Origin of the sequence: Archangium lipolyticum, assembly GCF_024623785.1 — a bacterium.
Lineage (GTDB): Bacteria > Myxococcota > Myxococcia > Myxococcales > Myxococcaceae > Archangium > Archangium lipolyticum.
This window is the reverse complement of sequence record NZ_JANKBZ010000026.1, coordinates 87,162-112,164: the sequence shown is the minus strand read 5'-3', so window position 1 is coordinate 112,164 and position 25,003 is coordinate 87,162. Positions and strand designations below refer to the sequence as shown.

The window sequence follows — 25,003 nt, the reverse complement described above, 5'->3', positions numbered from 1 at the left end:
GGCGGTCGACGCCCCGCGGAGGCACGACATCGTGTTCAAGAAGGTGCTGATCGCCAACCGCGGGGAGATTGCCCTGCGGGTCATTCGCGCCTGCCGCGAGCTGGGCATCGCCACTGTGGCGGTGCACTCCACGGCAGACGCCAACGCGCTCCATGTCCGGTTCGCCGATGAGTCGGTGTGCATCGGCCCGCCGCCGTCCAAGGAGAGCTACCTCAACATTCCACAGCTGCTCTCCGCGGCCGAAATCACTCGCGCGGACGCCATCCACCCGGGCTACGGCTTCCTCTCGGAGAACTCCGAGTTCGCCAAGGTGTGCCGGGACTGCAAGATTCATTTCATCGGCCCCCGGCCGGAGATGATCTCGCTGATGGGCAACAAGGTGCGCGCGCGCAACGCGGCACGCGAGGCGGGCCTGCCCCTGCTGCCCGGCAGCACCGGCACGGTGAAGGATGCCCGCGAGGCCGAGGCCTTCGCCAGGGAGATCGGCTTCCCGGTCATCCTCAAGGCGGCGGCCGGCGGTGGCGGCAAGGGCATGAAGATCGTCCGTGAGCCGGGCGCGCTGGCCCAGGCCTTCGCCACGGCGGCCGCGGAGGCGGTGGCCTCCTTCAACAACGGCGACCTCTACATCGAGCGGTACGTGGAGAAGCCGCGCCACATCGAAATCCAGGTCGTGGCCGACGAGCACGGCAACATCATCCACCTGGGTGAGCGCGAGTGCTCCGTGCAGCGGCGCCACCAGAAGCTCATCGAGGAGAGCCCCTCGCCGGCGCTCACCCCGGAGCTGCGCCGCGAGATGGGCGAGGTCTCCATCCGCGCGATGCAGAAGCTCGGCTACAACAACGTGGGCACTATCGAGTACCTGCTCGACGAGAACGGGCGGTTCTACTTCATGGAGATGAACACCCGCATCCAGGTGGAGCACCCGGTGACCGAGCTCGTCACCGGCATCGACCTGGTCCGCGAGCAGATCACCCTCTCCTCCGGCGAGCCGCTCAAGCGCAAGCAGGAGGACATCCAGATGCGCGGCCACGCCATCGAGTGCCGCGTCAACGCCGAGGACCCCATCACCTTCGCCCCCTGGCCGGGGAAGATCACCGCCTACAGCGTCCCCGGCGGCTATGGCGTGCGTGTGGACTCCAGTGCGTACGAGAACTACACCGTGCTGCCGTACTACGACAGCCTGCTGGCCAAGCTGATCGTCTACGCGGAGGACCGGCCCACGGCCATCCGCCGCATGCAGCGGGCGCTGGGCGAGTACGTGGTGCAGGGCATCCGCACCAACATCCCGTTCCACCGGGCGGCCATGGCGGAGGACGCCTTCATCGAGGGCAACTACGACACGCGCTTCGTGGAGCGGCTGCTGGCGTCCGAGACGGGCTCCCACCGGCTGCGCAAGGCCATCGAGGAGACGCCCTGATCGGGCTTCCTCGGTTGCCCTTCACGCAACCCCCTGATCCTGCGGGGGGTTGCGGCGGGTGGATTCCTTGACCCGCCAGGGAAGATTCCGCTAGCCTCGGTTCTCCCTCGTTGTCTCCTTGAAGGAAGCAGAAACCCAAGATTTTCCAGGGGTTTCGCTCGGCAGGAAGCCCACGCTCGATGGACAAGAACAAGATCATCGAAGCCGCCGCCAAGCTCGTCGCGAAGGGCGCCTACGACAAGGCCATCAAGGAGTATCAGAAGGTTCTGGACGTGGACCCGAAGGACGGCCGGGTCCTCCAGAAGATGGGGGAGCTGTACCAGAAGAAGAACGACAACGCCCAGGCGGCCCACTACTTCTCCAAGGTCGCCGAGGGCTACTCGGCCGATGGGTTCTTCCTCAAGGCCGTTGCCCTCTACAAGCAGGTCCTCAAGCTCAACCCCAACCTGCTGGACGTCAACCTCAAGCTGGCGGAGCTCCATCAGCAGCTCGGACTGATGTCCGAGGCCATGGCGTATTTCCAGATCGTCGCCAACCACTACGAGAAGGCCGGCGACGTCAAGAACTCCCTGGATACGCTCAAGAAGATGGTGGATCTCGACCCCGAGAACGTGGCGTCGAAGATCAAGCTCGCCGAGCTGTACGCGCGCGAGAACCTGCCGCGCGAGGCCGCCCAGGAGTTCAAGCGCGCCGCCGAGTACCTCAAGCGCAACAGCCGGATGGACGACTGGCTGCGCGTGGCCGAGCGGCTCTCCACCCTCGAGCCGGACAACGTCGCGCTGGCCAAGGAGCTGGCCCAGCAGTACCTGGTGCGCGCGGATCAGAAGCGCGCCCTGGCCAAGCTCCAGGTGTGCTTCAAGGCGGACGGGCGCGACGTCGAGACGCTCAACATGCTGGCCCAGGCCTTCCACGGGCTCGGCCAGACCGCCAAGACCATCTCCGTCTACAAGGAGCTGGCCAAGGTCTACCAGGAGCGCGGCCGCACCAAGGACGCGAACGAGATCTGGGACCGCGTCGCCGAGTTGGATCCGGCTGATCCGGAGCTGGAGGCGTACAGGGCCTCGGGTCCCGCCGCCGCGGCTCCAGCGCCCGCTCCAGCCGCGCCAGCTCCGGCGCCCGCTCCGGTCGCTGCCCCCGCGCGCGCTCCGGCCGCGCAGCCCGCCCCGGCCGCCAGGGCCCCGGTGGCCGTCGCTCAGCCCGCTCCCGCTCCCGCCCCGGTGGAACCCGAGCCCGCCCAGGCTCCCGCGGCCCAGTCCGGCAAGGATCAGTTCTCCAAGCTGCTGACGGAGACGGACGTCTACGTCAAGTACGGCCTGCACGATAAGGCGCTCGAGCACCTGCGGAAGATCTTCGCGGTGGACCCGGAGAACCTCGACGCGCACGAGAAGGCGTACCACATCTACGTCGCCTCCGGGAACGCGGCCCAGGCCAGCGAGCAGCTGCTGAACGTGCTGCGCCTGTGCACGCGCCGCGTGGAGGTGCCGCGCGCCCAGCCGTACCTGGCCGTCATCCTCCAGCAGAACCCCGGCCACCCCGAGGTACCGGCCTTCCTGGCCGTGCTGCGCACCGACGAGGCGGGCGCCACGGTGGGCGCGCAGGTGGAGTCGGTGGGCGAGGACGCCATCCTGGTGGACTCGAGCGACGATGAGATCGTCGTCGCCGACGCGCCCGCGGACGCCCTGGAGCATCCGCCGGGTGACGAGCTGGCCCTCGTCTCCGCGAGCAGCGCGGATGAAGAGGAGCAGATCGTCTCCGCCGAGTTCGCCATCCCCGCCGACGCGGAGGATGGGGTGGTGCTCGCGGACGACGAGCCTGGCGCGGTGGTGTCGGGCGATGAGCCCCTCTTCGGCGCCGACGACGAGCCCGAGGAGGCGACGACCGTCTTCATGGAGCCGGTCGGCGCCGACGACGCCGCCCTGGAGGCCGCCTCCGACGACGAGCCGCTGCTGGCGGACTCGGGGACGGAGCTGGCGCTCGGCGACGACGAGCCGTCTCCCACGCAGGTGTCGGCTCCCTCGGCGCAGCTCCTCCAGGATTCCTTCGAGGACGAGCCCGTACTCGGGCAGGCGCAGGACATTCCCACGCAGGTGTCGGCGCGCCCGCTGGAGCTGGACACCTTCGCCGACGAGCCCACCGCGTTCGGCTCTCCCGAGCTCGAGGACGAGGGCACCCCGGTGGATACGCCGGCGCTCGCCTCCTACGAGCTCGAGGAGCCAGAGCCCGCGCCCGTGGTGGCCAAGGCTCCGGCTGCTCCCGCCAAGGCCCAGCCCGCGCCCGTGGTGGCCAAGGCTCCGGCTGCTCCCGCCAAGGCTCCGGCCGCTCCCGCCAAGGCTCAGCCCCAGGCCGCGGCGCCCGCCGCGAAGGCTCCGGCCGCTCCCGCCAAGGCCCAGCCCGCGCCCGCCGCGAAGGCTCCGGCCGCTCCCGTCAAGCCGCAGCCCGCGCCCGTCGCCCAGGTCGAGGAGCCCCAGGAGGAGCCGGCCGGCGAGGAGTGCGACGAGGCCAGCTTCTTCATCGACCAGGGCCTCTTCGAGGAGGCGCGGGAGATCATCGAGACGGTGATGATCGCCTTCCCGGGCCACGCGCGCGCCACCGAGCTGATGGAGCGGCTCGAGGCGCTCGAGTCCGGGGGAGCCCCGGCGGCCCAGGAGGAGTCCGAGGCCGACGCGGTGTCCGTGCCCGCCGTGCCCGCGCTGGGCGAGTCCCCCGCCGAGCGCGATGCGTTCGACCTGGCGGCGGAGCTGGCCGGCGAGTTCGGCGACCTGGGCGGCGATCAGCCCGCGGCGCCCGCCGCCGAGGAGGACTTCCAGTACTCGGTGGAGGAGGTCTTCGCCGAGTTCAAGAAGGGCCTCGCCAAGGTGGTCAAGCCCGAGGACGTGGACACGCACTACGACCTGGGCATCGCCTACCGCGAGATGGGCCTCATCGACGACGCCCTCCACGAGTTCACCGTGGCTCGCGAGGGTTGCATGGGCAAGAAGCGTGAGGTGGACTGCCTCACGATGATTGGCATGCTGCAGGCCCAGAAGGGCGATGCGGGCGCGGCCGTGGACACCTTCAAGCAGGCGCTCGCCAGCGAGCACGCCACGGGTGAGGTGTCCAAGGCGCTCGGGTTCGAGCTGGCCATGGCCTACGAGGCCCGTGGCGAGGCGGGCAAGGCCCTCTATCACTTCCAGCGCGTGGCCGCGCTCGACGCGAAGTTCCGCGACGCCGCCGGCCATGCGGAGCGGTTGGCCGCCACCACCTCCCCGGTGGTGGATCCGCTGCCCACCGGCGGACCCAGGAATGGGTCCAATGGTGCGGCCAAGGCCACCAGTCCCCGAGTGCCCGTCGCAGCGGCTCCCCCCGCGGCGGCGAGCGCAGCCAATCCGCGCAAGGTAGGCTACGTCTAGCGCTGTCCGAGGTCCGCCGAGCCCATGACCTACCTCGACTATTTCGAGCTCACCCAGGAGCCCTTCTCCAACGCACCGGTGAGCCGGTTCTATTACAACTCGGCTCAGCACTCCCAGGCACTGACCCGGCTGATGCACGCCGTCAGCTACATGAAGGGTCTGTCCATCCTGGTGGGTGACATCGGGGCCGGAAAGACGACGCTCGCGCGCCGCATGCTCGACTCGCTGCCCGAGTCCGAGTACGAGGCCGCGCTGCTCGTCATCATCCACTCCGGCATCACCGCCAACTGGCTGCTGCGGCGCATCGCCCTGCAGCTGGGCGTGGAGAACCCGGCCCAGGAGAAGCTGGCCCTCCTGTCCCAGCTCTACCAGCGGCTGCTCCAGATCTACGAGTCCGGCAAGAAGGCCGTCGTCCTCATCGACGAGGCCCAGATGCTGGAGACGCGCGAGCTGATGGAGGAGTTCCGGGGTCTGCTCAACCTGGAGGTCCCCGAGCGCAAGCTCATCTCCTTCGTCTTCTTCGGACTGCCGGAAATCGAGAAGAACCTCAAGTTGGACCCGCCGTTGGCCCAGCGCGTGGCGCTCCGCTACAAGCTGGAGCCCTTCACGGCCGAGTCCACCGAGGCCTACATCAAGCACCGCCTGCGGCTGGCCGGCTGCCCTCGCATGCCGTTCACCCCCGAGGCGCTGATGGCCGTACACCAGCGCTCGGGTGGCACTCCCCGCGTCATCAACAGCATCTGCGATAACGCGCTCTTCGAGACCTTCCTGGCCCGCGAGCAGACCATCGGCGACAAGCTCGTCCATCGCATCGCCGACAATCTGGGCCTGGTGGGCTCGGTGCCCCAGCAGCAGGAGGCCCCCCAGCCCAAGCCGGTCGCCGCCGCCGCCAACCAGGGCAGTCGGGCAGGCGGCAACTCGAAGGTCGATCTCGCGGAGATCGACCGTTATCTCGAGGGACTCGGTAAGCTGTAGCGGTTTTGGCTCCACGGAACAGGCAGCAGGGCGCGCGCAAGGCGCCGCTGTGGCTCATCGTCCTCGCCCTCGTGCTGGGGACGGTGATGGCCTTCCGTACGCGCACCGTCTGGGACGGGTTGTGCACCCAGGCCCGGCGCCAGCTCCCCGCGCTGCTCGGACTCGAGGTGGGCATCGGCCAGTGTGAGGTGGATCCGCTCGGCCAGCGCGTCATCCTCCGCGGGCTGTCCGTCTTCGAGAAGGGCTCGGACACGCCGCTGCTCGCCGCGGACTCGGCCGAGGTGCAGCTCGGTCTGCCCCATCCCATCTCCGGCAAGGTCTCCATCGACATGGTGCGGGTGCTCCGGCCGCGGCTCGCGCTGGACCTGTCCCGTCCGAGGACTCCCTCGGGCGAGCCGGGCGTGTGCCCGCTGCAACCGCTGCGGCGGCTCATCCTCTCGCGGCTGGCCATCACCGGCGCGGAGGTGCGGCTGCTGCTGCCCGGTGGCCGGCAGGTGGAGGTGTCCGAGCTGGACGTGAGCGTGCGCGAGCGCTGGGGCGAGGAGGAGTTCGAGGTGGAGGCCCGGCGCGGCCTGGTGCGGCTGGGACCGGGACAGGAGCTCGCCCTCGGGCGGCTGGCGCTCTCGGGCGGGCTGGACGTGGACGAGGAGCTGCTGGAGGTGGACCGCGCGGAGGTGTCGCTGGACGACGTGACGGTGAACATCTCCGGCCGGGTGGAGCAGCTGTGCGATCCGGTGCTCGCCATGGACGCCCAGGTGTTCCTGCCGCTGCGGACGCTGTCGCAGTCGGGGTTGTTGCCCAAATCCGCCAACGGGCACCTCTGGTCGCGCCTGACGGTGAATGGCCGCCCGGCGGCGCCCAGCGTGTCGCTGGAGCTGTCCGGCAGCGGGCTCGCCTACGGGAACTTCACCCCGGGCTCCCTCACGGCGCGGCTGGCGTATGCCGGGGACGTGGTGACGGTGGAGGAGCTCACGCTGCCCATCGGCTCGGGGGACGCGCGTGTCTCCGGCACCATCGGGCTGGGGCCGGGGCTGCCGGTGGAGGTGGACCTGGAGACCCACGACGCGTCCTTCGGCCTCATCCTGGAGAAGGCCGGGCTGACGGGCTCCTGGGTGGACTTCCCCGCCAACGCGAAGGCGCACCTGAGCGGCACGCTGCTGCCGAAGCTCAACCTATCGGGCAACGTGGACTTGCGCACCGGCCGCTTCGTGCTGGCCACGCGCGCCTTCGACGCGCCTCCGGCCAGCGGGCGCACCCTGCTCACCTTCGAGCGGGGCCACGTGATGACGCGCGTGTCGCTGCTGGGGGACCGCGTCTCCTTCTCCGATGTGCAGCTCGACTCGGGCCGCTCCCGCATCGGTGGCGAGGTGACGCTCTTCTACGACGTGCAAAGGGGCCTGCTGGCGGACGTTCGCGGCGACGTGGACCTGTCGGACTTCGGCCACATCGCGGAGCTCGAGTGGGCGGGACGCGGCTCGATGAGCACCACCATCGAGGGCCCGTATACGGACGTGAAGATCGGCGCGAGCCTGTCGCTGCGCGACTTCGAGTTCTGGGGCTTCAACCTGGGCGTGGTGCAGGGCAAGGTGGCGTACGCGGACAAGGTGCTGGGCTTCCCCACGCTCACGGGGCAGAAGGGGCGCACCCAGTACTTCGGCAACGCGGCGCTCACCTTCGGGCGCTCGCTGCACGCGCGGGCCGAGGTGGAGGTGCCCAGGGGCCGCACCGAGGACCTGATCGACATCATCGCCGGTCTGCACTCCACCATCTCCGTCATGCAGGGGCCGCTGGTGGGCGAGGCCTCGGGGCGGGTGGAGATCGACAGTCCCATCGACCAGTTCGAGGGGCTGGTGGCCTTCGACTTCAAGAACACCACCTACTACGGGCGGCACATGGGCGACGGCTCGGCACGGCTGCGCTTCGACGATGGCAAGGCCATGGTGCTGGAGCGCACGGTGCTGGAGGGCCGGCTGGGCCGCACCTGGGTGGATGGCTCCTTCTTCTTCTCCGGACCCGACAAGGGCAAGCTGGACTACCGCTTCGGTGGCGACAACCTGTCCCTGGCGGAGCTCGTCGGCCCGGACTCGGAGCGCCTGGGCGTGAGTGGCCTGTTGGAGATGGAAGGCACGGTGTCGGGCGACACGGACCTGCCGGTGACGAGGGCCCGGGTGTGGGGCCCGAAGGTGACGTTCGCCAACCGCGACCTGGGCAACATGGGCCTCGAGGCGCTTCTGTCGGGGCGTGACTTGCAGGTGGCGGGCCGGCCCTCGCGCGACACGAGCGGCATCCTCTTCATGCGCGTGAAGGAGCCGTATCCCTTCGAGGCCGCCGTGACGCTGGAGCTGCCGGAGATCCGCCCGCTGCTGCCCGCCAATGCCTTCACCCAGGAGCTGTCCGGTTCGGTCAAGGCCGTGGTGAAGGCCCAGGGCGCGCTGCTCGATGCGCAGGCCATCCAGATGGACGCCACGGTGGAGCGGCTCACCCTGTCTCGCGGGCAGCTCTCCGGGGCCAACGACGGACCCATCACGCTGAGCTTCGCGAAGGGGCGGCTGGACGTGCCCTCCTTCACCTTCCGGGGTCCGGAGACCGAGCTGTCCGCGCAGGGCTGGGTGGGCCTCGAACAGATGCAGCTCTACCTGCGCGGCTCCATGGACCTGGGTCTGCTCGAGTCCCTCTCGCCCATGCTGGTACGCACCGGTGGCCGCCTGGAGCTCAACGCCGTGGCCAATGGCAGCCCGCGCAAACCCTCGCTCGTGGGCACGCTCCACCTCCTGGACGCGAAGCTGTCCCTGAGGGACCAGCCGGTGTCGGCTCGCGGGCTGAACGGACGGGTGGAGTTCACCACCCAGCGCATCCTCGTGGAGGAGCTGCAGGGGACGCTCAACGATGGCCGGGTGCAGGTCGGCGGCCAGGTGGCGCTGAACGACTTCCAGCCCGCGGAGGTGCAGGTGAATGTCTCCCTCACCGACGTGGCCACGCGCTTCCACGAAGACCTGCCCTTCAACACCACCGGGCAGCTGTGGCTCACCGGCCACCCGGACGCGCTGCGGCTGGGCGGCGCGCTGGACATCCGCAACCTGCGCTACCGCCGGGGCCTGGAGCTGGATGACATCCTCAAGCGTCTCTCCCGGCGCACCGTGCTGCCCACCCCCGCGGAGAAGCCCCGCGAGTACCTCACCCTCGACATCGGCGTGCACCTGGGCGACGTGCGCGTGGACAACAACCTGGCCCGCGCGCGGCTCATCGGCTCGCTGCGGGTCACCGGGACCAACGCGCGCCTGGGCGTCCTCGGCACGGTGGAGACCGCCGAGAGCAGCCAGGCCTTCTTCCGCAACAACCAGTTCACCGTCACCCGCGGGCAGATCGAATTCCAGGACCGCTACGGCATCGACCCCGTCTTCGACCTGCGCGCCCAGGCCCAGGTGCGCGAGTACCAGGTGAAACTGCACGCCTTCGGCCGCCCGGCCGCTCCCCAGGTGCTCCTCACCTCGGAGCCGGCGCTGCCCGAGGGTGACCTGGTGTCGCTCCTCACGCTGGGTCTGACGAGCACGGACAAGGAGACCGCGGCCTCCGCCAGCGCCGGTCTGGCCGCCGAGGCCTTCTTCAACATGTCCGGGTTGGACCGGCAGGTACAACGCTTCATCCCCAACAACCCGGTCCTCAAGGACCTGTCCCTGCAGATCTCCACCACCTACAACGACGCCACACAGCAGGCGGAGCCGACCGCTCGGTTGGAGTCGAAGTTCCTCACGGAGCGGCTTAAGATTGGATTGACGCAACCCGTCAGCGGACGCGGGACTCGGGCGCGTGCCGAGTACCATTTCGACAACCGCCTCTCCTTGCAGGGCCAGTGGGACAACGAGAACAGCGAGACCGCGTTGGGCAACCCTGGGATCGAGCTCAAACTGAGCTGGGAGTCCCAGTAGCGTTCGCGCTCGCCCTGTTGTTGGCGGGCGCGGCGCTGGCCCAGCCACCGGAGAAGCGGGTGGAGCCGGCGAAGGCCGCCGAGGCGCCGGGGCTCGTGGTGCGGCCCGAGGTCCCTCAGCCGCCGCGCGCGCCCATCGTGGACTCGGTGGAGCTGCACCTGCCCGCGGGCGTGGACTCGGCGGGGCTCGTCGAGCTGGTGGCGGTGCGCAAGGGGCAGGCGCTGTCGCCCCGCGCCGTGCGGCGCTCGGTGGAGCGGCTGTGGATCAGCGGGCGCTTCGCCGACATCGTGGTGCGCACGGTGGACGTGCCCGGCGGGGTGCGTGTGGTGTTCGAGCTCACGCCCATGCAGCCCATCCTCCAACTCGCGGTGGAGGGCAACGTCGTCCTGAGCGACGAGGCGCTGCTGGCGGTGCTGCGCGAGAATGGCATCGCGAAGGGCCGGCGGCTCGACGAGGATGCGCTGCGGGAGGCCCTGAAGGGCCTGGAGCAGGAGTACCAGGGCCAGGGCTACAACAAGGCGAGCATCCAGCTCACGCGCGAGGCGGTGCCCGGGGGCGTGTCGTTGGTGTTCACCGTGTTCGAGGGGACGCCCACGCGGGTGGCCTCCGTCACGGTGACGGGGAGCCCCGGGTTGCCGCTGTCCGAGCTGCTCTCCACGCTGGGGCTGCGGGTGGGCGGCGTGCTGGACAGCGGAGGCCTGAAGTCCGGACTGGAGCGGCTGCGGACGCTGCTGCGCGAGCGGGGTTACTGGCGGGCCAACGTGGGAGCTCCCGTGCTCCAGGAGGAGGGCGAGGTGGCGACGGTGCTGGTGCCCATCTCCGCCGGGCCCCGCTTCCGCTTCCACTTCCACGGCAACCACCGCTTCGAGGACGCCGTGCTGGAGCGCATGCTGGCCTATGACGGCTCGGAGCCGCTGGACGCGGCGACGGTGGCCCGGCTGGCGCGGCAGCTCGAGTCCTTCTACCGCTACCGGGGCTTCAACGACGTGCACGTGGAGACGCGCGAGGTGCACCGCCCGGACGGGGAGCGGGCCGTGCTCGCCTTCGACATCGAGGAGGGCCACCCGCTGCGCGTGCGGCAGGTGCGGTTCCGGGGCAACAAGGTGCTCTCCAGCGAGACGCTGCGCGAGATGCTCGCCGAGCGCATCCGCGCCAACACGCCCCAGCCCGAGGGGCCGCCGCTCCAGGCGGAGGAGCGGGGGCCACCGGGGCTGCGCGGCCGTTCCCCGAAGCCGCCCGAGTGGGTGAGCAATCCCGCCACCGTCTTCGTCGAGGAGGCCTGGCGGGACGCCGCGGAGTCGATGACGGAGGCGTACCGCGAGCGGGGCTTCCTGGCGGCGCGGGTGAGCTTCACCCGGCTGAGGGTGAACGTGGAGCGGCGCACGGCGGTGGCCGTGTTCGACGTGGACGAGGGCACGCAGCGGCGCGTGGCCGAGGTGCGCATCGAGGGTGGGCCCCAGGGCTTCGACGGCCAGAAGCTGGTGCCGGTGAAGCGGGGTGAGCCGCTGAACCTGGATGAGGTGGAGCGCGGGCGGCAGGCGCTCACCACGGAGCTGGGACGCAAGGGCTACCTCTTCGCCCGGGTGGACGCGGATCCGCGACCCGCGGGCGAGGGCATGGACATCGTCTACAAGCTGGAGCCGGGACCCCGGGTGACGGTGGGCCGCATCCTCATCCGCGGCGCGGAGCGCACCCACGAGGAAGTGGTGCGGGCCACGGTGCGCCTGGCGGAGGACGAGGTGTTGGATCCGGAGAAGCTCTTCGAGAGCCAGCGCCGGCTCGCGCTCCTCAACATCTTCCGGCAGGTGACGGTGCGGCTGGAGAAGCCGGACGTGCCGGAGGCCAGCAAGGACGTGGTGGTGGAGGTGCGCGAGCGCCCACGGTGGGAGGGCGAGGTCGCGGGTGGGTACTTCCTGGCGGAAGGCCCTCGCCTGGTGCTGGACCTGGCGCGGCCCAACGTGGACAAGCGCGGCCTCAACCTGTCGGCCCGGTTGAAGCTCAACTACGCGGGGTGGAGCGCGCAGGGGGCGGACAAGGCCAGCCTGGAGCGAGCCCGGTGCGCGGCGGCGCCGGAGGAGTGCCAGACGCCCGGTACCTACGACTGGGTGAGTGACTTCGGTGGGCGCGCCGTGCTGTCGGCGGTGCAGCCGCGGCTCTACGGCCTGCGGCCCCTGGAGGTGGGCGCGCGGGTGGATCTGATCGGCGAGCGCGTGCACCGGCCCTCGTACCTGTCCACCCGAGCCGCGGCGGTGACGGGCCTGGACTGGACGGTGACGCGCTGGCTGAGCCTGGGGGTGCAGTACGAGCTGGAGGGCAACCTGCTGGAGGCGGGAGATCGGCCCCTCACCGCGCCGAGCCGCGCGGACCAGGAGCGGCTGCGCTTCCCCTATGGCTTCTTCATCTTGAACTCGGTGCGCTCGTCGGCCGCGGTGGACCTGCGGGACGATCCGGCCAATCCGCACAAGGGCCTGCTGGTGTCCACCAGCGCCGAGTGGATGAGGGCCCTGAGCTCGCGGCCGACCACCATCACGGGCGAGCCACGGACACCCCTGCCCATCAACGGGCTGAAGGTGTCTGGGAACGTGAGCGTGTACGCGCCGCTGACATCGAGGGCGGTGCTGGCGCTGTCGGTGCGGGGTGGCACGGTCATCCCGCTGGAGGACGAAGCGCAGGTCATCGGCTCCAAGCGCTTCTTCCTGGGTGGCTCCTCGAGCCTGCGAGGCTTCCGGGAGGACGGAATCCTGGGGGAGGACCGGCGCACGGAGTTGCGGCAGCAGGTGGCGGACTGCCGCTCGCTCATGCATCCGGCGGGCTGCAACACGGATCTGCTGACGATCCTCGCGGGCCAGGCGCCCACGAGCGAGGGTGGCGAGCTGTTCACCCTGGCGAAGGGGGAGCTGCGGATTCCGGTGGTGTCCTCGTTCGACGTGGGCCTCTTCCTGGAGGCGGGCAATCTCTGGCTGGACCGGAAGAAGTACGAATTCCTCTCCCTGCGCTACTCGACGGGGGCGGGGATGCGCTACCAGACGCCGGTGGGTCCACTGTCCTTCGACGTGGGCGTGAACCTGGATCCGGACGAGACGCTCAACGAGCCCACGGTGCAGTTCCACTTCAGCATCGGCGCGTTCTAACCACCCCTCTCCCTCTGGGAGAGGGACGGGGTGAGGGTATCGAGCCTCCCAGGTTGAACCCCCGGGCGACCCTCCCAAGGGTGGTGACATCAGTCACCAGGGGGACAGCAGTCACCAGGGGCAACCGGCGCGAAGTGGTGACGGCCGTCATCAGGATGCGGCTGGGACCGGGGCGGGATGAGTGAAATCAAGGGCTTCTGGGCACAGGTGGGTGGATGGCGGCCCTGGCACACCTTCTGCTCTAGCCCTGCGCACGGCACTTACATTCGAGGGAACCGTCCATGGGCAGCTACAGCATCAAGTCCGGAGACACGCTGAGCAAGATCGCGCAGCGCTACAACACCAGCGTCGACTCGTTGGTGAAGGCGAACTCTCAGATCAAGGACGCCAACCTCATCTACGCGGGCGCGAAGCTCAACATCCCGGGCAGCAAGGACGAGTTCATCCCGTCGCCCACCGGGAGCAAGAACGCCTCGTCGACGAAGGGCACCCAGGGCAGCGCGCCGGTGGGCGATGTGCCCCCGGGGCAGGTGGGCGACTGGATCAAGCAGGCCACGCAGGCCCTGAGCGCGGCGGGTGTGCCGGCGGACAAGATGAACGCGAAGGACATCGCCACCATCATCCACCACGAGTCCAGCGGTGACCCGAACGCGCAGAACAACTGGGACGACAACGCCAAGAAGGGCACTCCGTCCATCGGCCTGATGCAGACCATCCAGCCGACGTTCGACGCGCACAAGCTCCCGGGCCACGACGACATCCGCAACCCCGTGGACAACATCATCGCGGCCGTGCGGTACGCGGTGGATCGCTACGGCTCGGTGTCCAACGTGCCCGGCATCAAGTCGCTCAACGAGGGCGGGGCCTACGTGGGCTACTGACCGGCCGATGCCGCGGACCGGACGGGGGAGGGCTCCCACGCGAGCAGTGCGCGAGAGCCCACCACGCTCTTCGTGGCTCAGCGCTTGTACGTATCCACCGCCTGACGGCCCACCGCGGGATCGTCGGTGAAGAAGCCGTCGATGCCGGCGTCGAGATACGCCTGGATCTCCTTGATGGAGCCGGCCGCATGATGCGTGCTGGCCGGACCCTCCACCTTGAGCGGCGTGGGCAGGAAGGCGTTCTCCGGGCGGAAGGTGTACGGGAACACCACCAGGCCCGCCGCGTGCGCGTTGCGCACGAGCGCCGTCGGCTGCTGGAACGCACCCGAGCTGTCCACGTTGATGATGCTCAGCTTGTAGGGCCCGACGCCGTTGGCATAGGTGGCGATCTCCTTCATGCCCGCCTCCGTCATGAGATCGGCGTAGGTGCGCGAGTCGCCCGACTTGACGAAGTCGTAGGGCTTCCGCGTCTCCTCCTCCATCAGCTGCACCAGCTTCCAGTTCGGCTGCGAGTTGCCGATCTTCTCGCGGATCTCCTTCAGGTTCGCGACCTCGAAGGACTGGATGTAGACGGTGGCCTTGCTCGCGGTGAACTCGTCCTTCTTCAGCTCGGTGATCAGCCGATCCTCCAGCGCGAGACCAATGGACTGGAAGTACGTCGGGTGCTTGGTCTCCGGATAGAGGTGGATCGTGCGGCCGGTCTGGGCCGACAGCTCCTTGGCCAGCGCGATCACCTCGGCCAGCGTGGGGACCTCGAACTGACCGTCATACTGCGTGTTGCCGGGGCGGGAGGCGGGGATGCGCTCACGCGCACGCAGCTCCTTGAGCTCGGCGAGCGTGAAATCCTCGGTGAACCAGCCGGTGAGCGGCTGGCCGTCGATCATCTTCGTCTTCTTGCGGTCCGCGAACTTCGCCACCTGCTCCACGTTCGTGGTGCCGGAGATCTCGTTCTCGTGACGGGCCACGAGCACGCCGTCCTTCGTGGACACGAGATCCGGCTCGATGATGTCCGCGCCGTCCTGGACGGCCTTGCGGTAGGCCTCCAGCGTGTGCTCGGGCCGCAGCGCGCTGGCGCCTCGGTGGCCGACCACGAGCGCCTTGGTGACGGGCTCGGGGGTGGGCTTGGGCTCCTCTTCACAGCCGGTCATGACGAGGGCGCATGCCGCCGCGAGGGGCAGCACGGACGACAGTCGAAGGGCACGACGGAAGGAGGAGCGGAGCGGCTGGGCGAAGGTCGGGTACAGGAGAGTCTCCTTGTGGGGGGACGCATGCGTCCTGGGGCGCGGCAGGTAGCACTTAGCAGATGGCGGAACGGTGAACGTTGGGGAAACACGGCGTCAAAAGACGCTGGAGGCGGCTTGACGCCTTGTCCGGCGGCTGCCTTCCCGCTCGCTCCGGACCCGGGCATGGGGCACACCGGGCAAGCTTGAGACCCGGACTCGGAGTGCACATCCGTTCGGACAATGCACGGACCTCCCGAGTCTCCTCCGCCCGCCTGGGTGCGCGACGCGATCTTCTACCACGTGTACCCGCTGGGGGCCTGTGGCGCGCCCGCCACCAATGACTTCCAGAGCGCGCCCGTGGCCCGGCTGGACCGGCTCCTGCCCTGGCTCGACTCCTGGAAGGCCCTGGGCGTCACCGCCGTCTACCTGGGCCCGGTCTTCGAGTCCTCCTCACACGGCTACGACACCGCGGACTACTTCCGGGTGGACCGGCGCCTGGGGGAGGAGGGCACGCTCGTTCGCCTGGTGGACGAGCTGCATGCGCGGGGGATGCGGGTGGTGCTCGACGCGGTCTTCAACCACGTGGGCCGGGCCTTCTGGGCCTTCAAGGATCTGCGGGAGAAGGGGCCCTCCTCGGCGTACAAGGCGTGGTTCTCGGGCCTGCGCTTCGATGCACGCAACCGCTTCGGAGACCCCTTCGTGTACGAGGGCTGGCACGGAGTGGAGGACCTGGTGAAGCTGAACCTCCGTGAGGAGGGAGTTCGCCAGCACCTCTTCGACGCCGTGGCCTTCTGGGTGGAGCGCTTCAAGATCGACGGCCTGCGCCTCGATGCCGCGGACGCCATGGACCCCGTGTTCTTCGATGCGCTCGCCGCCTTCTGCCGGGGGCTCCCTCGAGACCTCTGGCTGATGGGCGAGGTCATCCACGGCGACTACCGCCAGTGGGCCCGGCCGGGGAGGCTGCACTCCACCACGGACTACTCGTTGTGGAAGGCGCTGTGGTCGAGTCACAACGACAAGAACTACTTCGAGCTGGCCCATGCCCTGAAGCGGCAGGTCGGCCCGAGCGGGATGTACGAGCACCTGACGCTCTACACCTTCGCGGACAACCACGACGTGAACCGGGCGGCGAGCCTGCTGAAGGAGTCCCGCCACCTCCCGCTGCTCTACCTGCTGCTCTTCACGCTCCCCGGCGTGCCGTCCCTCTATTACGGCGGTGAGTGGGGGCAGACCGGGCGCAAGGAGGGCGGTGACGACCGGCCCCTCCGGCCCGTCCTGCCCGAACCGCCAGGCCCGGCGAGCCCCCTGCGCGAGACGCTCACCCGCCTCACCACGCTCCGGCACCAGCAGGAGCTCCTGCGGCGCGGGAGCTACCGCGAGCTGGTGGTCCGCTCCGAGCAACTGGCCTTCGCACGGGAGGGCGGGCGCGAGTCCCTCGTGGTGGCGGTGAACGCCGCCCCGGCTCCCGCGGAGATGGACGTGCCCATGACGGGCGCACCGGATGGCGAGTGGATCGATCTCCTGGAACCCGGGCGCCGGTTCCCGCTGCGCGGAGGGCGTCTCCAGCTCGGGGCGTTGCCTCCCGCTTGGGGCCGGGTGCTGCGCCGGGCGTGAGCCCACCGGGAGCGGCGGGCAGTACGACGAAGTCATGGAGGCCCTCAGGGTCTGAGCGCCCGGTTTCATCTCCAGACAGTGGCCCCTACAGGAGTCCTGCTCCCACACCCCGGAGCGGGACTCCTGTCTTCTCGCACTCAAAGAAAGACATGCGGTGACCGTCGCCAGGCTGAATCCCGAGCGAAAATATCCATCGGCGATCGACGTCAAGGTTTCCTGAACAGTCGTTGATGGTTCTGGTGGCCCATGTTAGGAATCAAGGCATCCCCAGGGGGCGTGGCTCTTCCGTAGCGATTCGGTGGATGTGTTTGTCATTCCGCTGGAGGACAAAGTGAAAAGGAATTCATTTTTGGGGTTGTTGCCGGAGCTGGCGTGGTTGCGTGGCCTGTGCCTGGCGGCGCTGCTGAGTGGGTGTGGTGACCCGCAGGTCCAACCCGAGCCGCCGGTGGAGAACCCGGACCGCCAGACCCCGGCAGACGGGACGCAGAACCCAGGGAATGGGACGCAGAACCCGGGGGACGGGGCGGTCGATCAGGCTTCACCCGTGGGCCTGCACGGTCAACTCAAGATCGTGGGCAACCAGCTTCAGGACCAGCACGGAGCACAGGTCCAGCTCAAGGGCATGAGCCTCTTCTGGAGCCAGTGGGGCGGCGCCTTCTACAACGCGTCCGTCGTCAACTCACTGGCGGATGGCTGGAAGGTCTCTGTCGTCCGCGCCGCGATGGCGGTGGAGAACGGCGGCTATCTCACCAACCCGACGGCCGAGAAGGAGCGGGTGAAGACTGTCGTCAACGCGGCCATCGCCAAGGGCATCTATGTGATCATCGACTGGCATGATCACAACGCCACCCAACACACCCAGCAGGCCAAGGCCTTCTTCACCGAGATGGCGCAGCTCTACGGGAACAAGCCCAACGTCATCTTCGAGATCTTCAATGAGCCGGACGGCGAGTCCTGGGGCGAGATAAAGAGCTACGCCCTGGAGGTCATCGGTGCCATCCGGGCCACGGGTGCCAACAACGTGGTGGTGGTGGGCACGCCGACCTGGTCGCAGGACGTGAACGTGGCCGCCGATAGCCCGATCACGCAGTACTCCAACGTGGCCTACACCCTTCATTTCTACGCGGGCACGCACAGGCAGTTCTTGCGGGACAAGGCCACGTATGCCTTGAACAAGGGCATTGCCCTGTTCGTGACCGAGTTTGGCACTTGCGACGCGTCTGGGAATGGTGGGCTCGACCTGGCCGAGTCCCAGCTCTGGATGGATTTCCTGAACAGCCGCAAGCTGAGCTGGGCCAACTGGTCGCTCTTCGACAAGCCCGAGACCGCCTCGGCGCTCAAGCCTGGCTCGAGCACCACCGGCCCCTGGCCGGACTCGGCGCTGACCCCGTCGGGCGCCTTCATCAAGCAGAAGCTGCTTCAGTAGGGCGGGGCTCCCGGGGACGGTCTACTCGGGAGTCACCGGCCCGCGCACCCGGACGCCTCGCCGCCAGACGGCGGAGATGCTCCGGGTGTTGCGGATGTCCTGGGTCGGGTCGGAATCCAGCACCACCAGATCCGCCACCTGGCCCGGGGCGATCGAGCCCTGGTCCTTCAAGCCCAACAGCTCGGCCGAGTCGCGCGTCGCCACGCGCAGGGCCTGGGCCGGTGTCAGGCCGGCCTGGGTCATCAGCTCGAGCTCGCGGTGCTCGGCGAAGCCGGGAATGCGCTGGGGCAGCGCGCCAGAGTCGGTGCCGAAGCCGAGCTTCACGCCCGCCCGGTGCAGGGTGCTCAGGTTCTCCAGATTGAGCGTCACCGCCCTCCGTGCTTTCTCCGCTGCCTGGCTGGCGAGCGTCTCGCGCCGCCACTCGGGTGAATCGAAACGGCTTCGCAGGGCCGGGTCCACCGCGGCGCGGAAGAAGGGCTCGTCCATCCAGGCGGGGTGCTCGGCGTAGATGTAGTTCGCCTCGTCCAGGTTGAGGGTGGGGATGTACCAGACACCGCGTGCCTTCATGGCCTGGATGAAGGCGTCGTCCACCGGCTGATCCCTCACCCCGTGGGCAATCACATCCACCCCCGCTTCGACCACCGCCTTGGCGTCTTCCAGGTCGTGGATGTGGGCGGCGGCCCGCAGGCCGTGGCGATGGGCCTCGTCGATCGCCGCGCGGTAGATCTCGGGGCTCAGCTTGGGCAGCCCGCCATTCATGCTGTCGACCCAGAGCTTCACCATGTCCACGCCTTGCGCGGCCATGTCGCGCACCGCCTCGCGGGCGGCCTCGGCCGTCTCGGGACGAGCGACCTGGTCGTCCTCGAGACCCATGCCGCGCGCCGGTGGCGCGCCCAGTGGAGCGCCAATACCGGGCCCGGCGCCATGGAGGTCCGCGCCGCTGGTGTTGCGGCTCAGCTCCCGCCGCAGCGTGTAGAACAGGGGCGGGTTGAGGCCCAGTGAATTGATGGTCGTCACGCCGTAGTCGAGATACCGGGCCAACTGCCGGGAGACGTTCTCGCGGGTGTAGAAGCGCCGCCCCGTCTCCACGCCCGAGACGTTGCCGACGTGGGAGTGGGCCGAGATCAGCCCCGGGATGATCGTCTTGCCGGAGTAGTCGAGCACCTGTGCTTTGGCTGGAACCTGGATCGAGCCACGCGGGCCGACGGCACGAATGCGTTCGCCCTCGATCACCACCGTTGCCGGGCCACTGCTCAGGGCCTCGCCGTCGAAGACACGGGCGCCATCCAGGACGAACACGGAGGGAGGTGAGACCGGGGCCGGTGTATGGGCACAACCAAGGGCCGCGTGGAGGACGAGCGCCGCGAGGGCACCCACCCGGGCGCGGATGAGAGGGGTCATCGGGGAAGCAACCATGCGGCCAGGATGTCCACCTCGCACTCCTCGTGCAATGCTCGAATGCCGCCCCGGTGTACACTGCGCGCGTGTTCTACGGCATCGTGCGTGCGGTCGTGGCCCTGGCGCTTCGGCTCTTCTACCGGGTGAAGGTGAATGCCCCCTCGGCCGAGCCCGAGGGCCCGGTCATCTTCGTGGGCAACCACCCCAATGGACTCATCGACCCGGCGCTGGTCTTCATCCTCACGCGCCGGCACGTGACGTTCCTGGCCAAGGAGCCTCTCTTCCGGATTCCTGTCATCGGCTGGCTGCTGAAGGGGCTGGGCGCACTGCCGGTGTACCGCAAGCAGGACGACCCCTCGCAGATGGGGAAGAACGAGGGGACGCTGGACGCGGCGCGCGGGGCGCTGGTGCAGGGGCGGGCCATCACCTTGTTCCCCGAGGGAAAGAGCCACTCGGAGCCCTCGCTGGCGGAGCTGAAGACGGGGGCGGCGCGCATCGCGCTCGGGGCGGCGAAGCAGGGAGCGCCGGTGCGCATCGTCCCGGTGGGCCTCACGTACGCGGACAAGCACCTGTTCCGCAGCGAGGTGCTCATCGAGATGGGCGCGCCCATCGAGGTGCGGGACTTCCTCCCGGCGGACGCGGCGGGCGAGGTGGAGTCGGTGCGCAAGCTCACCGAGCGCATCGCCGGGGGGCTGAAGTCGGTCACGCTCAACCTGGAGCAGTGGGAGGATCTGCCGCTCATCCAGCTGTCCGAGCAGCTCTACGCGTTCCGGCAGAAGGAGCAGGTGGACCCCGAGCGGCTGAAGCACTGGGCGCGGGGGCTGCAGATCTTCCGCTCCGAGCAGCCCGAGCGTTTCGAGCGGATGCGCGGGCACCTGATGTCCTTCCATCGGCGGCTGGCCCTGGTGCGGGGAGACCCCACGGACCTGATGCTGGAGTACCGGACCGGCCCGGTGGCGCGGTTCGTGCTGAAGAACCTGGCGCTGCTCGTGTTCGGGCTGCCGCTGTTCGCCACGGGGCTCGCGCTGTTCTACGTGCCGTACCTGTTGCCGAGGTGGGCGAGCCGGAAGGCCGAGCTGGACGTGCAGGCCACGGTGAAGTTCCTCACGGCGCTGGTGACGTCGCTGACGTGGTGGGCGGTGCTGACGGTGGGGGCGTGGCTGTGGCGCGGGCCCGCGCTGGGCGTGCCGGTGCTGCTGGGCGTGCCGCCGCTGGCGCTCCTCACCCTGTACCTGTCCGAGCGGTGGCTGGTGGTGCTGCGGGACGTGTCCGTGTTCTTCACGCTGGGCAGCCGGGTGCGGTTGAAGGCCCTGCTGCTCAACGAGGGGGAGCGCCTGGCGGCGGAGGTGGAGCAGCTGGCGGGGGAGTACCGGCCTCGATTGGAGCAGCCCGTCGCGCCATTAGCTATGGTAGCAGGGCGGTGAGCCCACGCTCTGGCGGGCACCGACCGCGACATGGACCCCGGCAACGACAAGTGGCCTGACTCGCTCCAGGCGCTCTACGAGCAGGTGGCTGGCGCCCCGCCCGAGGCGGTGCTGTCCTCGCGTCCCCAGTGGACGGAGCAGCTCGCCGAGTGGGTGCGTGCGGCCACGCTGGACGAGCGCGAGACGGCGCAGGCGGCCGCCTGGTCCCGGTTGGACTCGGGCTCCCGCTCCCCCGGCGAGCTGCTGTTCCTGCTGGCCCACTGCGGCGAGCTGCTGTGGCCCTACTCGGAGCCGCCGAAGGAGCTGCTCCAGCGGTTGATCTCGCGGCAGGAACAGCTCGTCCAGGCGCTGAAGGGCGGAGGACAGGAAGAGGCCGTCGAGCCGCTCGTGCGTGAGGTGGATGCCGAGCTGTCCAAGGTCCTGACGCGCTATTTGAAGCGCCACCCCGAGGGGCTGGTGGACCTCGTGAAGGGGGTGCGCTGCACGTTCGACGGCAGGGTGCTGCGGTTCAACGAGACCGTGGAGCTGGACCTGAAGGTCCTGCTCGGCTCGGAGCGGCGCGCCATCGGGAGGCTCGACCAGTTGCGGGCGCTGCTGCCGCACCTGCGCGAGGGCCGCGACAAGCTGGTGGGTTTCATCCGGGAGCGGGCGGCGAAGATGCCCTGGCGCGAGTGCCGGGACCTGCTGGAGGAAAAGCTCTTCCAGTTGGTGGCCTCGCCGGAGGGTCGGAGTGAGCTGCGCGGCTTCCTGGGGTGCTACGCGAACGGGCGGCGCGAGGCACGCTGGTGCGCGAGGGCGAGCCTGCTGCTGACGGGCAATCTCGAGGGGGAAGGCCCGTTGGCGGTGACCGAGAGCCTCTGTGAGCTGCTGGCGTACTTCGAGGCCCCCGTGGACGGCGTGCGAGGCGCGCTGCAGGCGCTGGTCGCCAGCATGCACGAGGACAAGGATCTCGAGCGGCACCGGCTGGTGGCGGACAAGTGCTGGGAGCGCGTGGAGCCCAAGGCCGAGCCGGGCCTGGCGCTCGTGTTGCTGTGGTTGGAGGAGAGCTTCTTCCGGGTGGCGCTGCGGCAGGGGGCGGCGGATGCCTTCGAGCGGCGGAACCGGGCGCGAGAGCGGGTAGGGGTGCTGCCGGTGGCGGAGCCCCTGTACTGGCTGGCCGAGGAGTGCGCGGACCTGTGGCCGCGCGTGGGGTCGGAGCGCCGGCCCGGAGCGGACGAGCTGGCGGCCTGGCGGCAGGAGGTGACCCGGCGGCTCGCGAGGAAGCCGGTGTTGCGCAAGGCGGCGATCGAGTTCTTCCTGTGGTGCGCGCCGGACGCGGCGGCCGCCGAGGCGGAGCTGGTGACGCTGTCGCTGGTGAAGACCTCCACGGACCGGAGGGTGTTGCGCCGTCTGGGCGAGCACCCCTCCACGCGCGTGCGGTTCCGGGTGCGAGCCATCAATGCCTGGCTCGCGGCCGGGCCGGAGGCGGCACCCGAGCCGGAGACGCCCGCGACGCTGACGGGAGCCCTGCGGCACCTGAGGGCCGCGGGGACGGTGGGGCTCGGCGGGGGCCGGACGTGGCTGCGGGACAGGGACCTGGAGGAACTGCTGCTGGGCGCGTTCAGCCGGGTGGAGCGGGACTTCTCCGCGCGCTACCCGGAGCACTTCCGGGAGGACGAGGCGCAGCTGGTCACGAGGCTGCTCGAGGACCTGAAGCGCGAGCTGGAGAGCATCCGCTCGGACCTGTCGATCCTGCTCTCTCAGGGGCAGCCGGTGCCGCTGGCGCTGGACCTCCAGTACCGGAGGACGCGGGAGCCGGTGGAAGGAGCGCCGGCACCGGAGAGCCCGAGACCGGCCGGAGTGGAGCTGGCCTTCGTGCTGAAGGTGGAGGTCGACTCCTTCCTCACGACGAAGCGGGCGGTGTTGGTTCACACGAGGAAGCTGGAGCAGCGAGGCGCGGGGCAGTGGGCGCCGAACATCCGGCTCGCGCGGGAGCAGGTGGACGAGCTGCTCGGCCAGAGCGAGTCCTCGTTCTGCCTGTTCCTGGTTCCGCCTTCGCTGCGAGCCGAGTGCTGGATGGTGCCCGCGCGGCTGGTGCGGGGCCTGATGGATGCACAGGACTCGCTCTCGACGGTGTCGCGGGAGGGCGCACAGCGGGTGGCGCGCTCCCTGGCGCAGTGGATGACCTACGATCTGCTGGGCCTATGGACCGGAGACGACCGGCCCGCCATGATGGAGCGCGCGGAGGGGCGCTCGGAGCGGTGCCCGGATTTCATCGTGGAGGTCTCCATCCGCAAAGGGGGGCGGTAATGGATATCAGTCTGTACCTTCAGCGATTGGGGTACGAGGGGCCGCTGACGCCCACGCGGGAAACCCTGCGGGGGCTGCACGTCAGGCACCTCGAATCCGTTCCCTTCGAGAACCTCGATATTCATAGCCGGCGCCCCATCGTCCTTGATGAAGCTGCCTTCTTCGACAAGGTCGTCCGGGGCCGTCGCGGCGGGTTCTGCTACGAGCTGAACGGCCTGTTCGCCGTGCTCCTGCGCACCCTCGGCTTCCGGGTGACGTACCTGTCCGGGCGGGTGTCACCGGACGGGATCCAGTGCTCCGGTCCCGAGTTCGACCACCTCCTCCTGGAGGTCGCTCTCGATGAGGGAGTGTGGCTCGTGGACGTGGGCTTCGGTGATGGCTTCGCGGAGCCGCTTCCCCTCGTTCCAGGGCAGTGGGCCTCGGGTGGACAGATGTTCCGCCTGGAGCAGCGCGGGAGCGATTGGCTGCTCTGGCAGGAAGAACCAGGAGGGGCGCGGAAGCTCCTCTATGCGTTCTCGCGCGTGCCAAGGCGGTTGGAGGAGTTCTCGGAGATGTGCCGGTACCACCAGACCTCACCCGACTCGTTCTTCCTCAAGAACACGCTCTGCTCGCTCAAGACCGCCAAGGGGCGGGTGACGCTGAGCGGAAGTCGGCTCATCCTCACGGAGGCGGGACAGCGCGAGGTGCGGATGCTCGGCACGGCGGAGGATGTCGAGCGGGCCCTGCTCGAGCACTTCGGAATCCCTCGCGGAGCCCTCGTTTCATCAGGCGGGCCGCCAGGTCTCCCAGGTGGTCTCCAGGCCGCCAGCTGAGTCCCGGGTGCTACTCACCACCAGGAAGGTTCCGCCGCCCACTTCCACGACCCGGTGCCCCGAGCGTGGCACGGCAAGTGAGGGGCCGGGGGCCCACTCGCCTCGGACGGGATCCCAGATCTCCACCGACCCCGTGTTCTCGAACGAGCCGGTGAGCCCTCCAGAGACCGCGGCGCGCCCATCGGGGAGCGCTGTCAGGGTGAATCCGGAGCGCGGGAGCGCGAGCTCGCCGGTCGGGCTCCAGCTCTCGGTTCGGGGATCCCACACCTCGGCGGAGGTCAGGGGCTGGCCTTCGTGCCACCCGCCCACGACGAGGATGCGCCCGTCTGAGAGCGTGACTCCCTGAGCCTCATCCCGTGACTGCGTCAGGGGGCTCGCCGTCCGCCATGAGAGGCTTTCGCGTTCCCAGATCTCCGTCGCCTGGTCGAGGGGTGGGGCGTAGTGGACTCCGTCGATGATGGCGAAGCCGAAGCCGTTGTCCCGGCCTCCCGCGATGACCACGCGGTTTCCACTCACGCACACGGGTCCCGTGTGGAAGAGCCGCACGGTTTGACCCGCGGGCTCCCAGGCGCTCGCACCGGGCCGCAGCAGCTCCGCCCGTGTTCCTCGCTCCATGTCGTCGTCGAAGTCGGAGCCCAGCACCAGCACCGCGCCATCTGGGAGGAGACGGGCGATGGGCCCGCTGCGTGCCACGAGGAGCGGAGGACCCTCATGGAAACGCCGGTCTCCCGGTTCCCAGAAGAGCGTGGTTTTCATCTCCACGACTTCGGCCTGGCGTCCCCCCATGAGCAGCACGCGCCCGTCCGGAAGGCGGACCGCGGCATGGTCGGTCATGGGCCGGGGCAGGGGCGGCAGCTCGAGCCACTCCCGCTTCGAGGCGTCCCAGAACGCCGCGAAAGCGGAAGGCCGGTTCACGGCACCGATCCCATCCGGATGCCACGCCCCTCCGCCCGCGAGGAGCGCGCCGCCAGGAACCGCCACCAGGCTGAAGTCCTCGAGCCAGATGCCTGGATGGGGGACTCTTCCAGAAGAGGAGGACTCGGATGGGGACATTCCCCCATCCTCCATCACCCACGGGTCTTTCGGCTACACGGGCGG

14 protein-coding genes are annotated in these 25,003 nt (G+C 69.4%); 11 read left to right on the top strand and 3 right to left on the bottom strand.

Annotation, left to right across the window (positions count from 1 at the left end):
* Positions 1 to 31 precede the first annotated feature (31 nt).
* The 6 genes from accC to NR810_RS38230 all read left to right on the top strand — a co-directional run bounded on the left by accC (position 32) and on the right by NR810_RS38230 (position 13,719).
* Positions 32 to 1,417, top strand: coding sequence for an acetyl-CoA carboxylase biotin carboxylase subunit (gene accC, locus NR810_RS38255; protein WP_257459854.1), 1,386 nt, complete (start codon positions 32 to 34; stop codon positions 1,415 to 1,417).
* A 179-nt stretch (positions 1,418 to 1,596) separates the two neighbouring features.
* Positions 1,597 to 4,806: a tetratricopeptide repeat protein gene (locus tag NR810_RS38250; protein WP_257459852.1), complete on the top strand. Its 3,210-nt coding sequence runs from the start codon at positions 1,597 to 1,599 to the stop codon at positions 4,804 to 4,806.
* 24 nt (positions 4,807 to 4,830) lie between these two features.
* A complete protein-coding gene (locus tag NR810_RS38245) occupies positions 4,831 to 5,781 on the top strand; it encodes an ExeA family protein (protein ID WP_257459850.1) in 951 nt (316 codons plus the stop codon).
* A gap of 5 nt (positions 5,782 to 5,786) precedes the next feature.
* The gene (locus tag NR810_RS38240; RefSeq protein WP_257459847.1) at positions 5,787 to 9,707 is read left to right on the top strand and encodes a translocation/assembly module TamB domain-containing protein; all 3,921 of its coding nucleotides are present in this window, start codon (positions 5,787 to 5,789) and stop codon (positions 9,705 to 9,707) included.
* 59 nt (positions 9,708 to 9,766) lie between these two features.
* Positions 9,767 to 12,838 (top strand): POTRA domain-containing protein, encoded by a 3,072-nt coding sequence (locus NR810_RS38235; protein WP_257459845.1) that lies wholly within the window; start codon positions 9,767 to 9,769, stop codon positions 12,836 to 12,838.
* 281 nt (positions 12,839 to 13,119) lie between these two features.
* Entirely contained in the window at positions 13,120 to 13,719 is a 600-nt protein-coding gene (locus NR810_RS38230; protein WP_257459841.1) for a LysM peptidoglycan-binding domain-containing protein, read from the top strand.
* 77 nt (positions 13,720 to 13,796) lie between these two features.
* On the opposite strand, the gene NR810_RS38225 is transcribed toward NR810_RS38230, so the two are convergent.
* A complete protein-coding gene (locus NR810_RS38225; protein ID WP_257459840.1) occupies positions 13,797 to 14,867 on the bottom strand; it encodes a glycerophosphodiester phosphodiesterase in 1,071 nt (356 codons plus the stop codon).
* Between the two features lie 315 nt (positions 14,868 to 15,182).
* Between NR810_RS38225 and NR810_RS38220 the strand changes: the two genes are divergently transcribed.
* The gene (locus tag NR810_RS38220; protein ID WP_257459838.1) at positions 15,183 to 16,556 is read left to right on the top strand and encodes an alpha-amylase family glycosyl hydrolase; all 1,374 of its coding nucleotides are present in this window, start codon (positions 15,183 to 15,185) and stop codon (positions 16,554 to 16,556) included.
* 331 nt (positions 16,557 to 16,887) lie between these two features.
* Positions 16,888 to 17,982, top strand: a complete 1,095-nt coding sequence (locus NR810_RS38215; RefSeq protein ID WP_257459836.1) for a glycoside hydrolase family 5 protein — start codon at positions 16,888 to 16,890, stop codon at positions 17,980 to 17,982.
* 21 nt (positions 17,983 to 18,003) lie between these two features.
* On the opposite strand, the gene NR810_RS38210 is transcribed toward NR810_RS38215, so the two are convergent.
* Positions 18,004 to 19,383 (bottom strand): amidohydrolase family protein, encoded by a 1,380-nt coding sequence (locus NR810_RS38210; protein WP_257459834.1) that lies wholly within the window; start codon positions 19,381 to 19,383, stop codon positions 18,004 to 18,006.
* An 83-nt stretch (positions 19,384 to 19,466) separates the two neighbouring features.
* On the opposite strand from NR810_RS38210, the gene NR810_RS38205 reads away from it, so the two are divergent.
* Genes NR810_RS38205 through NR810_RS38195 form a run of 3 tightly spaced genes read left to right on the top strand, consistent with a single transcriptional unit; the run spans position 19,467 to position 23,905 of the window.
* Positions 19,467 to 20,804, top strand: a complete 1,338-nt coding sequence (locus NR810_RS38205) for a lysophospholipid acyltransferase family protein (RefSeq protein ID WP_257459936.1) — start codon at positions 19,467 to 19,469, stop codon at positions 20,802 to 20,804.
* 30 nt (positions 20,805 to 20,834) lie between these two features.
* Positions 20,835 to 23,093 carry a hypothetical protein gene (locus NR810_RS38200; RefSeq protein ID WP_257459832.1) on the top strand — a complete coding sequence of 753 codons (2,259 nt, stop codon included), beginning with the start codon at positions 20,835 to 20,837 and terminating at the stop codon, positions 23,091 to 23,093.
* Positions 23,093 to 23,905 (top strand): arylamine N-acetyltransferase family protein, encoded by an 813-nt coding sequence (locus NR810_RS38195; RefSeq protein ID WP_257459830.1) that lies wholly within the window; start codon positions 23,093 to 23,095, stop codon positions 23,903 to 23,905. Before NR810_RS38200 ends, NR810_RS38195 begins: the two co-directional genes overlap by 1 nt.
* Here NR810_RS38195 and NR810_RS38190 read toward each other — a convergent pair.
* The gene (locus tag NR810_RS38190) at positions 23,858 to 24,958 is read right to left on the bottom strand and encodes a Kelch repeat-containing protein (RefSeq protein WP_257459828.1); all 1,101 of its coding nucleotides are present in this window, start codon (positions 24,956 to 24,958) and stop codon (positions 23,858 to 23,860) included. The two genes, NR810_RS38195 and NR810_RS38190, sit on opposite strands and share 48 nt — an antisense overlap.
* Positions 24,959 to 25,003: the final 45 nt, after the last annotated feature.

Bases quoted from the DNA above. Each gene is read 5' to 3' on its own strand.
- NR810_RS38250 (WP_257459852.1), top strand. From the start codon at position 1,597: ATGGACAAGAACAAGATCATCGAAGCCGCCGCCAAGCTCGTCGCGAAG.
- NR810_RS38245 (WP_257459850.1), top strand. From the start codon at position 4,831: ATGACCTACCTCGACTATTTCGAGCTCACCCAGGAGCCCTTCTCCAAC.
- NR810_RS38230 (WP_257459841.1), top strand. From the start codon at position 13,120: ATGGGCAGCTACAGCATCAAGTCCGGAGACACGCTGAGCAAGATCGCG.
- NR810_RS38225 (WP_257459840.1), bottom strand. From the start codon at position 14,867: ATGACCGGCTGTGAAGAGGAGCCCAAGCCCACCCCCGAGCCCGTCACC.
- NR810_RS38220 (WP_257459838.1), top strand. From the start codon at position 15,183: ATGCACGGACCTCCCGAGTCTCCTCCGCCCGCCTGGGTGCGCGACGCG.
- NR810_RS38210 (WP_257459834.1), bottom strand. From the start codon at position 19,383: ATGACCCCTCTCATCCGCGCCCGGGTGGGTGCCCTCGCGGCGCTCGTC.
- NR810_RS38200 (WP_257459832.1), top strand. From the start codon at position 20,835: ATGGACCCCGGCAACGACAAGTGGCCTGACTCGCTCCAGGCGCTCTAC.
- NR810_RS38195 (WP_257459830.1), top strand. From the start codon at position 23,093: ATGGATATCAGTCTGTACCTTCAGCGATTGGGGTACGAGGGGCCGCTG.
- NR810_RS38190 (WP_257459828.1), bottom strand. From the start codon at position 24,958: ATGTCCCCATCCGAGTCCTCCTCTTCTGGAAGAGTCCCCCATCCAGGC.